Origin of the sequence: Rhodococcus sp. EPR-134 (assembly GCF_001647205.1) — a bacterium.
Taxonomy (GTDB): Bacteria; Actinomycetota; Actinomycetes; order Mycobacteriales; family Mycobacteriaceae; genus Rhodococcus_F; species Rhodococcus_F qingshengii.
This window is the reverse complement of record NZ_LVCT01000395.1, coordinates 22,209-33,748: the sequence shown is the minus strand read 5'-3', so window position 1 is coordinate 33,748 and position 11,540 is coordinate 22,209. Positions and strand designations below refer to the sequence as shown.

Here is an 11,540-nt window from a genome sequence, read left to right as displayed (position 1 = left end):
TCTTCTGCTGAAGCAGACCCCACTCGTACTCGTTGGTGAACAAGTACTTCGCGCCGTGAATGAGCGCCTTGGCCTCGTCACCGGACAGGCGGGCAAGCTGCTGCGACGGATCCGCTGCGAACGGAATCCCGAGCAGACGGCATTCGTCGGTATGGCGAACCATGGCCTCGGGGTCGTTGGCGCCGATCAGCACCAACTCGACTGCGCCTGCAGTCTTGGCCACTGCCGCGAGTTCGATCTCGCGAGCCTCGCTCATCGCACCGGGGTAGAACGACGCGATCTGCGCCATGTCCTCGTCGGTGGTGCACACGAAACGCGCCGTATGTGCCTTGTCCGAGATACGGACCGCGCTGCAGTCGACGCCGTTGTCCTCGAGCCACGTGCGGTACTCGGCGAAGTCGGCACCGACTGCGCCGACGAGTAGCGGGGACCCACCGAGCACGCCCATGGCGTAAGCGATGTTGCCGCCGACACCACCGCGGCGAATCACGAGATCGTCGACCAGGAAACTCAGCGAAACGTGGGCGAGCTGATCGGCGAGGAGCTGATCGGCGAAGCGGCCGGGGAAGCGCATCAAGTGGTCGGTGGCGATGGAACCGGTTACCGCAATAGTCACGGATCGTGGCCTTTCAGCGAAGTGAGTACAAGAATGAAAGAGGAGCAAAAGTTCACGTTACCGCCCGTAGCGCCGTCATCGGCGTCCGAGCTGTCGGATCGGAACGGTCTACGTACGAGTCACCACAAACAACTGACGCGAAACCGAATGTCGGTTCCGCGTCAGTTGTTCGTGAATTGAGTTGTGATCGACAGACTCAGTTGAACGAGTCACCGCAGGCGCAGGAGCCTGTTGCATTGGGGTTGTCGATCGAGAAGCCCTGCTGCTCGATGGTGTCGAGGAAGTCGATGGACGCACCTTCGACGTACGGCGCGCTCATCCGGTCGACAACCAGATTGACGCCGTTGAAGTCGACAGTGAGGTCCCCGTCGAGCGTGCGGTCGTCGAAGAACAGCTGGTACTTCAGTCCGGCACAGCCGCCGGGCTGCACTGCAATACGCAGCGCGAGGTCGTCGCGACCCTCCTGATCGAAGAGTGCCTTCGCCTTGGCGGACGCGGCCTCGGTCATCTTGACGCCGTGGGTGGCGGTCTCGTTCTGCACAGTCATGGGCTCTCCCTAATGTTCGTACCAACCCGTGAACGCTTCAACGGTACGCCGCTGCCGACTTATTCCCGCCAGTCCTTTACCGGGTGCGATTCGTCTTCATCCTATCCGGTCTTCCCGACACGGCAACGGCGCGTCGACGCTTGTGGATCCTCAGCTCCGGACGCCGCGCCAGATGTTCCACTCGCGTGCCGTGTGTTCGGCGAGTCCCTCGAGACACGCCGACGCTTCCTCCATCGCACGTTCCACCGACCCGGCGAAATCCGTCACCGACTTCGCCGCGACTATCGAGGTCGACGCATAGTCCGCCTCGTCGAGCGTCACCTGGCCGGCAAAGACGAGCGTCGGAACGCCGTGTGCTGCCCCCGCCGAAGCGAGCGTTGTGACGAGTTTGCCGCGCAGAGATTGGTGGTCGAACTTGCCTTCGCCCGTGATCACCAGGTCAGCGGAAGCCAGTAGCGCGGCTTGTCCGGTGCGATCCGCGACGACGTCGGCCCCGGATCGCCGCTGTGCACCGAGCGCAAAGAGCGCGGCACCGATACCACCCGCGGCGCCGGCACCCGGAAAATTCGACACTCGTTTTCCGGTGACGGACTCCAACTGTTCGGCCCATCTCGCGTTCCGCGCTTCGAGGACAGCGACGGCTTCGGCGTCGGCACCCTTTTGCGGGCCGAACACCGCTGCCGCACCGTGCTCGCCGAGAAGTACGTGTTCGACGTCGGTGGCGGCGAACAACTGAGTGCCTGCCGTAGCCGCCGCTGCAACCTCCAGGCCGCCCAGCGCCTCCACCAGTCCACGTCCCCCGTCGGTGCAGCAACTCCCACCGAGTCCGACGACAACCGTCTTCACGCCTGCCTCGAGCGCGACAGCGATCAGCTCTCCCACACCGAGACTGTGCGCGGCGAGTGCAGTGTCCCGCGTCGGCGGACCTCCGAGCAGGCCGAGCCCGACGGCCTCGGCGGACTCGATGTACGCCGTGTCCGAATCGAACAGCCACGTGGCGTCGACGGCGGCGGTCAAAGGCCCGGACACCCGTGCAGTCCGGATGTCGCCCCCAGCCGTGGCCAAGACGTCGACGAAACCCGGCCCACCGTCGGATTGTGGCGCGGTGACAACGTCGTCTTCGGGTCGGCCACGTCGCCAACCGGCAGAAATGGACTCAGCCGCCTCGACGGCCGTCAACGTCTCACCAAACGAATCTGGAGCAACTATTACCCGCATAGCCGAAGTCTAAGAGTCCCGAATGACCCCGATGTTTCACGATCTCGCGCGTTTCAGTGCCTCGGGCGATCGGGTTTTTCAGAAAGACCGAGGTCGGTTTCCCAGACCGTGCACTTATCCAATAGCCTGGAGGTGTGAAATTGCTACGCCGCGGTGACTCAGACAACTCCGACAAACGTGACGTCGAGGGCACTGAGGCATCCTCGGCCTCCGAAGAGGCGCCCATCGAGCAGGTGGGCAAGGGCCGCCCCACACCCAAGCGTCGTGACGCCGAGGCGAAGAGGCGTGGCCCCGTTGCCCCTGCCCCGCTGACCGCGAAGGAAGCCCGCGCCCGCCGTAAGGCGACCCGCGGCTCCAAGGAGGACCGCAAGGCCGAAGCCGCCGAGCGTCGCGCATCGTCGGCAGACCGCCGCGCCCGCATGCTCGCCGGCGAGGACAAGTACCTGCTCCCCCGCGACAAGGGACCGGTTCGCGCCTACGTCCGTGACTTCATCGACGCTCGCCGCAACCTCGTCGGGCTGTTCATGCCGCTCGCGTTGATCCTCATCATGACCATGTTCGTCACGCCCGCGCTCCAGCAGATCGTCACACTGGCAATGCTCGTGATGATGCTCTTCATGGTCGGTGAAGGCATCTGGCTCGGTCGCATGATCAACAACCGCGTCGCCGAGCGCTTCCCCGACAGCACCGACGGCGGATTCAAGCTCGGCTGGTACGCGTTCGTTCGCGCGTCGCAGATCCGTAAGCTGCGCGCACCGAAGCCTCGTGTGGGGCCGGGCGACGCAATCTGAGCGTGACGAACACGTATAGAACTTTGGTCCTCGGCGGCGCGCGGTCTGGTAAGTCCGCGCACGCCGAGGATTTGGTTTGTGCAGGCCACTTACCCGAAAGTTCGGCACCGGTCCGGTACCTGGCGACAGCCAGACGTGATGTCTCCGACGCAGACTGGGAAAGCCGGATCGACCAGCACCGCAACAGACGGCCTTCTCATTGGTCGACTGTCGAAACCGCAGCTGCCGGTGACCTCGCGGCGCAGCTCGAAAGCGATTCACACACAGCGACGTTGGTCGACGATCTGGGAACGTGGCTGACCGCGGAACTCGATCGGCAAGGCGCTTGGGACGCACCGCGCGGCACCGTCACGCCCGCGGCGGACAGCCTGGTCGCCAGTGTCGAGAACTACCGCGGACACCTGGTGCTGGTCAGCCCCGAAGTGGGTTTGGCCGTCATCCCCGAGACGCGGTCCGGACGATTGTTCCGCGACGAGATCGGCACTCTCAACGCTCGTATCGCCGCGGTGTGCGATCGTGTCGTACTAGTGGTTGCAGGGTTACCGCTCATCTTGAAAGATACTGCTGCACAACCGGAAGGCACGATGTGAGTACCGAGGCCAATCCAGGGGCCATTTCAGGGGCGAATCCAGATGCCAACCCTGACGTCGCGCCAGTCAGTAGCGCCGACTTCGAACCCGTCACCCCGCCCGACCGCGAGGTGCGAGCGCAGGCCGATGCGCGTCAGCGTGATCTGACCAAGCCGGCCGGTTCGCTGGGCCGACTGGAGGCTCTCGCCGGCTGGGCATCAGCCTGCCAAGGAGTTTGTCCCCCACACGCTTTCGCTCGGCCTCGCGTCGTCGTGTTCGCGGGTGATCACGGAATCGCCCGCAACGGCGTCTCCGCCTATCCGCCGGAAGTGACCGCACAGATGGTCGCCAACTTCCTCGGGGGCGGCGCGGCAGTCAACGTCCTCGCCGAGGTTGCCGGCGCCACGGTACGCGTCGTCGACATCGCAGTGGACGGCGATACCGATCCGTCCGTCTCGAACCACAAGGTGCGCAGGTCTTCCGGGTCCATCGACCGCGAAGACGCCATGTCGAACGAGGAAACCCTTCAGGCCATCGCCGCCGGCCGAGCGATCGCCGACGAGGAAATCGACGGGGGCGCAGATCTTCTCATCGCCGGCGACATGGGCATCGGCAATACGACGCCCGCAACCGTACTCATCGCCGCACTCACGGACAGTGAACCCGTCGCGGTCGTGGGTCGAGGTACCGGTATCGACGACGCCGGATGGATCCGCAAGACCGCAGCGATTCGCGACGCTCTCCGGCGTGCCCGTCCGCACGTTCGCGACACAGTCGCGCTGCTGCGCACGTCTTCGGGTGCTGACCTCGCCGCGATGGCCGGCTTTCTGGCCCAGGCAGCTTCGCGTCGTACGCCGGTGATCCTCGACGGCGTTGTGGTCACCGCAGCCGCCATGGTTGCCGACGAACTGGCTTTCGGCGCACGTGAATGGTGGGTCGCCGGACACCGCTCCACCGAACCTGCCCACACCATCGCATTGACCCGAATGGGTCTCGACCCGATCGTCGAGTTCGACATGCGTCTCGGTGAAGGTTCAGGTGCAGTCACAGCTCTCCCGATTCTTCAGGGCGCAGTGGCAATCCTGGGCAAGATGGCGACATTCTCCGAAGCCGGTGTCAGCACTCAGGGCAGCGCACCTGCCGACGAACCGGAGTCGATCGACCTGACCAAGACCGATACGGCGGAGTGAGCGTGGCGGGCCCGCTGTCCGGAGTGCCGCTGGCCTTCTCGTGGCTGACGGTCCTTCCGGTTCGTGGTCCCTCCGACATCGATCGAACTGCCGGCCGTCGCGCCATCGCGGCAGCTCCGCTCACCGGGATCGCTCTCGGCATTGCCGCGACGTTTCTGCTCTGGGGCACAACCAGTATCGGCCTGAATCCCTATCTCGCAGGCTTGCTGACGGTCGGTGCGCTCGCTCTCGGGACACGCGGGATGCACGTGGACGGACTGGCAGACTCCGTCGACGGACTGGGTTGTTACGGTCCACCGGAGCGCGCCCGCGAAGTCATGCACAGCGGCGGTGCCGGACCGTTCGGGGTCGCGGCGCTGTTCATCTTCCTCGGGCTGCAATCGGTCTCCTTCGGCGTCCTCGCTGTTGCCGACTCCCCCACGCAGTGGATCGCCGTTCTCGTATCTGTCGCTGCGGGTCGTGTGGCCGTCGTTTTTGCCTGCCGCCGAGGTATTCTCGCGTCGAGCCCGAGCGGATTCGGTGCGCTCGTCGCCGATTCACAACCGCTGTGGGCCGCAATCGTGTGGTCGGTTCCGCTGATCGCCGCTTCCGGCTTTGCCACCGACCGGTGGTGGCTCGGCCCTCTCGTGACCGCGTCGGCGCTGGTGATCAGTGTGCTGTGCGTGCGTCACTGCGTCCGTAGATTCGGCGGACTCAACGGAGACGTTCTCGGATTCGCACTCGAACTCACTGTGACGCTGACGGCCGTCGGCCTCACTCTCGGACTGTGATCCGACGTCGTGCGAGTAGGTGTCCTTGCGTACGAAGGTTGCCTCGCGGCCGAGATCTTCGTTTTCACCGACCTTCTCCTGATCGCCAATCGCGTCGCTGATGGAGCGCCCGCCGACCCCTTCGAGGTATCGGTCATCGCAGCGTCCCGCACGCCCGTCGTTGCGGCAGGTGGATTTTCGCTCGGCGTGCAGGAGGGGCATCACGACATCGATCACCTGGTTGTGCCGGGGTTCGAACTCGTGCCGTCCGAAGACCCTGCGACGCGCTTGTCGCTGTGGGAGGGAGAAATCGAGTTCATCCGTGCGTGCGAGGCGCACGGCGTTCGGGTGTCGTCAGTCTGCGTCGGCGCGTATCTGCTGGGCGAGGCGGGACTGCTCGACGGACGCCGATGTACGACGTCGTGGCTGTACGGTGCGGACCTCGCGAGTCGTTACCCCGGTGCGACGGTTCGAACCGACTCGTTGATCGTCCAGGACGACGGCGTCACCACCACTGCTGCGTTCACCGCCGCGCTCGACCTCGCAACAGCACTCGTGCGCGAGCATCTCGGCGACAAGATTGCGCGAAGGACTGCAAGAATTACTCTGGCGCCGGAAAACCGAACCAGTCAATCTCCGTACATCGTCGACTCGATGCTGCCCGCCAAACACACACAGTTTGCCGACGACGTCGGAAGGTGGCTGGTCGAACGGATGGCGGAGCCTTACGACTTGGATCTGCTGTCGGGTGCTTTTCGTGTCAGCACCCGAACCATGCTTCGGAAGTTCAAGGACGAGACCGGGGAATCGCCGCGCAGTTATCTGCAGCGTGCACGGATCCGAAAAGCGAAACGGTTGTTGGAATCGACCGACTGGTCTCTCGGAAAGATCCTGGGGCACATCGGCTATCAGGATCCTGGAACCTTCCGTCGCCTGTTCACCGACCGCGTCGGCATCAGCCCGGCCGACTACCGAAAGCGATTCCGCAACGGCGGCGCCGGATAGGTGCGTGGCGAGCCCGCCCGAAAACATGGCGAACCGCCCTCTTCTGTAGTCGATCCCGCGCCGAAAGACTGTGCAGAGGAATTGTTTCGACTACTGAGAGGGCTCACCGTGCCGAACCGGAGCATGACCGAAGACGATCCGCTCGAAGACTTCGACCGTCGAACGATCACCATCGACGCAGTGGCGAAGTCCGTGTACGTGGCCGGCACCGGTCCCGCAGTAATCGTCATGCCGGAGATGCCGGGCATCAGCCCGCATGTAGCGCGATTCGCCCGCTGGGTGCGCGACGCCGGTTTCACTGTCTTCGTTCCGTCACTGTTCGGCCGCGACGGCGCGGTCCCCACAGTGAACGAGGGGCTGACGGTGTTCAAGAGAGCCTGCGTCAGTGCAGAATTCCGCACCCTCGCTGCCGACGAACCGAGTCCGGCGGTCCGTTGGCTGCGTTCACTCGCCGCTTCCGCCCATGAGGAGAGCGGCGGACCTGGCGTCGGCGTGATCGGAATGTGCTTCACCGGTAACTTCGCGTTGTCGATGATGCTCGAACCCTCGGTCATCGCGCCGGTTCTCGCCCAACCGTCGTTACCGCTCGATCGACCGGACGAAACCGACAACGGGCCCGAAGAACTCGAAGCCGTGCGCTCGAGACTCGAGGCCGAAGACCTCACGGTGCTTGCATACCGCTTTCGAGGTGACTCGTTCTGCCGCGCACAACGATTCGCCGCCTATTCGAAGGCCTTGGGCGAGCGCTTCGTCGGGAAGGTACTACCCGACGAAGCGGCCAACGCGACAACGTCGCCGTTCTTCGAACACGTCATTGCCAATCCACACAGCGTGGTGACGGCTCATCTCGTCGACGAGGCGGGATCGCCCACCACCGTCGCACGAGACGAGATTCTGCAGTTCTTCCGGGAGCGATTGCTCGCGGAACGAACCAGCGATCAGTGAAGTTTCGTCATCCAGCCGTGGGTGTCGGCGAAGGTTCCGCGCTGGATACCCGTGAGGGTGTCGCGCAGTGCCATCGTCACCTCACCCGGCTCGCCGTCGGCGATGGTGAACTCGCCCTCGGCGGACTTGACGCGTCCGACGGGGGTGATGACTGCTGCTGTGCCGCAAGCGAAGACCTCGGTGATTTCACCACTCTTGCACTTAGTGCGCCATTCGTCGGTGCTGATCTTGCGCTCCTCGACGGCGAAACCGGAATCGGCGGCAAGGGCGAGCAACGAGTTGCGCGTGATGCCTGGCAACAACGAACCGGACAGCGACGGCGTCACGAGGCGAGCGTCGGGGCCCGAGCCGAAGACGAAGAACAGGTTCATTCCACCCATTTCCTCGACGTACGTGCGCTCGATGGCGTCGAGCCAGACCACCTGGTCGCACCCCTCGTCGGCGGCTTGCGCCTGGGCGAGGAGTGAAGCGGCGTAGTTGCCGGCGAACTTGGCCGCGCCGGTACCACCGGGGGCCGCGCGAACGTATTCGGTGGACAGCCACACACTGACCGGCTTGACGCCGCGCGGGAAGTACGCACCGGCAGGCGAGGCAATCAGCAGGTAGCGGTACTCGTCGGCGGGACGGACACCGAGTCCGGCTTCGGTGGAGAACATGAACGGACGGAGGTAGAGCGCGTCCTCGCCACCGGCTGCGGGAACCCAGTCGAGATCGACGTCGATCAGTTCGGTGATGGAATCGATGAACATCTGCGACGGGAGCTCCGGCATGGCCAGACGGCGCGCAGATGCCGCGAAACGCTCGGCGTTGGCCTCGACGCGGAACGAGCTGATCTCGCCACCCGGCTGACGGTATGCCTTGAGGCCCTCGAAGATGGCCTGTCCGTAGTGCAAAACCATTGCGGCCGGATCGAGCTCGATGTTTCCGTACGGCAACACCTGGGCGTCGTGCCAGCCCTTGCCCGCGGTGTAGTCGATCGAGACCATGTGGTCGGTGAAGTGCCGCCCGAAGCCGGGCGCCGCCAAAATGTCACGGCGCTCGGCGTCGGACTTCGGGGACGAGCTCTGAACACGAACGAAATCGGCGGCACCTGTCATGGGCGCAATCCTATCGAACGTGAAAAAGCTCTCTACTTGGTGTTGGTCTCCACGAACGGAGGAGACACCACGACGCACCGAAGAGCACGACCACGGACGTCGACTTCGATCTCGTCGCCGGCCGAGACATTGGCACCGGAATCGAGGAGCGCCAACGCAATTCCCACTTTGAGCGAGGGCGAAAACGTCCCCGAGGTGGTCTCGCCGATTGCCTCGCCGTCACGCAGAACACCGAGGCCGGCACGAAGCACGCCGCGATCGAGAGCCTTGATCCCCCAGAGTTTGCGAGCCGGGCCGGCAGCCTTCTCGTCGGTCAAGGTCTCTTTGCCCCAGAATGTCGGCTTCTTCCAACCGATCGCCCATCCGCAGCGCGCTTCGAGCGGAGAAATCTCGAGCGAAAGCTCATGCCCGTGCAGCGGATACCCCATCTCGGTACGAAGAGTGTCACGGGCGCCGAGTCCGGCGGCCTGCCCACCCTCGGCGCGCACTGCCTCGAGAAGCGCGCGGAACAACGGCTCGCTGTCCTCCCACCGCGGCAGGAGTTCGTAGCCGACCTCACCGGTGTAACCGCTGCGGCACACACGAACAGGCACGCCGTTCCATTCCGCATCTTCGTACGCCATGTACTCGACCTCGGTGGGAAGTCCCAGAGCGGTCAGAACCGCCACCGATTTCGGACCCTGCACAGCCAGCACACCGTAGGCACGATGCTGATCCTCGACGGTGATTCCGTCCGGTGCGAGGGCGACCAGAGCCGCAACGACGTCCGCGGTATTGGCTGCGTTCGGGACGAGGAAGATTTCGTCGTCGCTGACGTAGTACGCAATGAGGTCGTCGATGACACCACCGGACTCGTTGCAGCACAACGTGTACTGAGCCTTACCCGGCCCGATCTTGTTCAAATCGTTGGTCAGTGCGGAGTTCACGAATTCCGCGGCGCCCGCGCCACGCACGACGGCCTTGCCGAGGTGACTGACGTCGAAGAGTCCGACATTCTCACGCACAGAGGTGTGTTCGGCCACGACGCCGGCGTACGAAACCGGCATCTGCCACCCCCCGAACGGCGCGAACGTCGCGCCGAGTTCGACGTGGACGGGGTGGATCGGGCCCTGCAACAGTTGTTCGTCGGTCATGGCCCACAACCTATCGGACTTCGCCGATCGAAACATGTCCGCAGCGAGAGCTCACCCGGCCGTGACGATCGCCCGTCCGCAAACTGCAAAGGGCCTAACATCGACTCAGGCATCCGCCAGAACCGGACGCATCGCACACTCACCTCACAGGAGACACCTTGAGCACTCGCACAGCCCGATCGTTGGGACCCGACCTCGTTCTCGCCGGCACAGTCGCCAAGCGCGCAGAGATACTGGTCGTCGGTCTGACGTCGGGTCCGGACGGCCCCGAAATCGCACTCAGCGAAGGCATCGTCGCCGAAGACGTACTCGCCGAGATCCTCGACAGCCTCATCGCCGTCGGCGCCACGGGCAAGCCCGAGCAGCTCACTCGTGTCCCGGCACCGAGCGAACTGTCGGTCACCAGCGTTCTCGCCGTCGGACTCGGCTCTGCCGACAAGCTCGGCAGCGAGCAGATCCGTAAGTCCGCCGGCGCCGCAGCTCGCTCGTTGTCCGGCATCGACACCGTCGCAACCACGCTCTCGATCCTCGACCTCGGTGCAGCCGCCGAGGGATTTGCGTTGGGCGCGTACAGCTTCACCGAATTCAAGTCGTCCATGACGGCTCCCGGTCCCGATTCGCAGCCACTGGCCCGCGTCGAACTTCTGGTGCCGTCGCCGCGCACGAAGGAGACCAAAGCGACGCTGGCACGGTCGGCCGCCATCGCCGAGGCCGTCGCCACCGCACGCGAGTTCGTCAACACTCCCCCGAGCCACCTCTACCCCGCCGAGTTCGCCGCGCGCGCGAAGGCACTGGGCGTCGAGGCCGGGCTCACCGTCCAGGTTCTCGACGAGAAGGCACTCGAGAAGGGTGGCTACGGCGGAATCATCGGCGTCGGCAAGGGCTCGTCACGCCAGCCGCGTCTCGTCCGCCTCGAATACGCGTCGAAGAAGCGTGGTGCCCGCAAGGTCGCACTGGTGGGCAAGGGCATCACCTTCGACACCGGCGGAATCTCCATCAAGCCCGCCGCCGGGATGGAGAACATGACCTCGGACATGGGCGGCGCCGCAGCCGTCATCTCCACCGTCGTGCTTGCCGCCAAGCTCGGCCTGCCCGTCAACGTCGTCGCATACGTACCGATGGCCGAGAACATGCCGTCCGCGACCGCGCAGCGTCCCGGCGACGTGCTGACCCAGTACGGCGGAATCACCATCGAGGTCGTCAACACCGACGCCGAGGGCCGTTTGATTCTTGCCGACGCGATGGTTCGCGCGGGTGAGGACGATCCCGACTACATGATCGACACCGCCACCCTGACCGGTGCGCAGATGGTCGCGCTCGGCAACCGCACCCCCGGAGTCATGGGCACCGACGAGTTCCGTGACCGCGTCGCCTCCATCTCGCAGAGCGTCGGCGAGAACGGCTGGGCCATGCCGCTGCCGGAGGAATTGCGCGGAGATCTCGACTCCAAGGTCGCCGACATGGCCAATGTCACCCCGCACCGCTGGGGCGGCATGCTGGTCGCAGCTCACTACCTCAAGGAATTCGTTCCCGAGGGTGTCCAGTGGGCGCACATCGACGTCGCGGGTCCGGCCTACAACACGTCAGGGCCGTGGGGTTACACCGGCAAGGGCGGTACCGGCGTTCCCGTTCGCACGATGATCTCGGTCCTGGAGGACATCGCGGTCAACGGCTGACCCC

12 protein-coding genes are annotated in these 11,540 nt (G+C 64.7%); 7 read left to right on the top strand and 5 right to left on the bottom strand.

Going from position 1 to position 11,540, the window contains the following annotated elements; all coding sequences use genetic code 11:
• From A2J01_RS18140 to A2J01_RS18130, 3 genes are all read right to left on the bottom strand, one after another.
• Positions 1-616: PfkB family carbohydrate kinase (locus A2J01_RS18140; protein ID WP_231915818.1), on the bottom strand; the 616-nt coding region annotated here is incomplete at its 3' end.
• Between the two features lie 196 nt (positions 617-812).
• A complete protein-coding gene (locus tag A2J01_RS18135) occupies positions 813-1,163 on the bottom strand; it encodes a HesB/IscA family protein (RefSeq protein WP_007730053.1) in 351 nt (116 codons plus the stop codon).
• 150 nt (positions 1,164-1,313) lie between these two features.
• On the bottom strand, positions 1,314-2,381 hold the full coding sequence (locus A2J01_RS18130; protein WP_050655816.1) for a glycerate kinase family protein: 1,068 nt from the start codon (positions 2,379-2,381) through the stop codon (positions 1,314-1,316).
• A 134-nt stretch (positions 2,382-2,515) separates the two neighbouring features.
• Here A2J01_RS18130 and A2J01_RS18125 point away from each other — a divergent pair, with 134 nt between their 5' ends.
• The 6 genes from A2J01_RS18125 (at position 2,516) to A2J01_RS18100 (ending at position 7,630) form a co-directional block, all read left to right on the top strand.
• Positions 2,516-3,172, top strand: a complete 657-nt coding sequence (locus tag A2J01_RS18125; protein ID WP_007730051.1) for a DUF3043 domain-containing protein — start codon at positions 2,516-2,518, stop codon at positions 3,170-3,172.
• Positions 3,173-3,174: 2 nt separating this feature from the next.
• Positions 3,175-3,762 carry a bifunctional adenosylcobinamide kinase/adenosylcobinamide-phosphate guanylyltransferase gene (gene cobU / locus A2J01_RS18120; RefSeq protein ID WP_064113259.1) on the top strand — a complete coding sequence of 196 codons (588 nt, stop codon included), beginning with the start codon at positions 3,175-3,177 and terminating at the stop codon, positions 3,760-3,762.
• 23 nt (positions 3,763-3,785) lie between these two features.
• A complete protein-coding gene (gene cobT, locus A2J01_RS18115; protein ID WP_050793993.1) occupies positions 3,786-4,931 on the top strand; it encodes a nicotinate-nucleotide--dimethylbenzimidazole phosphoribosyltransferase in 1,146 nt (381 codons plus the stop codon).
• A gap of 2 nt (positions 4,932-4,933) precedes the next feature.
• On the top strand, positions 4,934-5,701 hold the full coding sequence (locus A2J01_RS18110; protein ID WP_080961137.1) for an adenosylcobinamide-GDP ribazoletransferase: 768 nt from the start codon (positions 4,934-4,936) through the stop codon (positions 5,699-5,701).
• A 9-nt stretch (positions 5,702-5,710) separates the two neighbouring features.
• A complete protein-coding gene (locus A2J01_RS18105; protein ID WP_064113258.1) occupies positions 5,711-6,685 on the top strand; it encodes a GlxA family transcriptional regulator in 975 nt (324 codons plus the stop codon).
• A 123-nt stretch (positions 6,686-6,808) separates the two neighbouring features.
• Positions 6,809-7,630 carry a dienelactone hydrolase family protein gene (locus A2J01_RS18100; protein WP_082661511.1) on the top strand — a complete coding sequence of 274 codons (822 nt, stop codon included), beginning with the start codon at positions 6,809-6,811 and terminating at the stop codon, positions 7,628-7,630.
• On the opposite strand, the gene A2J01_RS18095 is transcribed toward A2J01_RS18100, so the two are convergent.
• Entirely contained in the window at positions 7,624-8,727 is a 1,104-nt protein-coding gene (locus A2J01_RS18095) for a branched-chain amino acid aminotransferase (RefSeq protein ID WP_003941766.1), read from the bottom strand. The two genes, A2J01_RS18100 and A2J01_RS18095, sit on opposite strands and share 7 nt — an antisense overlap.
• Positions 8,728-8,759: 32 nt before the next feature.
• On the bottom strand, positions 8,760-9,860 hold the full coding sequence (gcvT, locus tag A2J01_RS18090; RefSeq protein ID WP_064113257.1) for a glycine cleavage system aminomethyltransferase GcvT: 1,101 nt from the start codon (positions 9,858-9,860) through the stop codon (positions 8,760-8,762).
• A 158-nt stretch (positions 9,861-10,018) separates the two neighbouring features.
• Here gcvT and A2J01_RS18085 point away from each other — a divergent pair, with 158 nt between their 5' ends.
• Positions 10,019-11,536: a leucyl aminopeptidase gene (locus A2J01_RS18085; RefSeq protein WP_019748919.1), complete on the top strand. Its 1,518-nt coding sequence runs from the start codon at positions 10,019-10,021 to the stop codon at positions 11,534-11,536.
• Positions 11,537-11,540 lie beyond the last annotated feature (4 nt).

Bases quoted from the DNA above. Each gene is read 5' to 3' on its own strand.
- A2J01_RS18135 (WP_007730053.1), bottom strand. From the start codon at position 1,163: ATGACTGTGCAGAACGAGACCGCCACCCACGGCGTCAAGATGACCGAG.
- A2J01_RS18130 (WP_050655816.1), bottom strand. From the start codon at position 2,381: ATGCGGGTAATAGTTGCTCCAGATTCGTTTGGTGAGACGTTGACGGCC.
- A2J01_RS18100 (WP_082661511.1), top strand. From the start codon at position 6,809: ATGACCGAAGACGATCCGCTCGAAGACTTCGACCGTCGAACGATCACC.
- A2J01_RS18095 (WP_003941766.1), bottom strand. From the start codon at position 8,727: ATGACAGGTGCCGCCGATTTCGTTCGTGTTCAGAGCTCGTCCCCGAAG.
- gcvT (WP_064113257.1), bottom strand. From the start codon at position 9,860: ATGACCGACGAACAACTGTTGCAGGGCCCGATCCACCCCGTCCACGTC.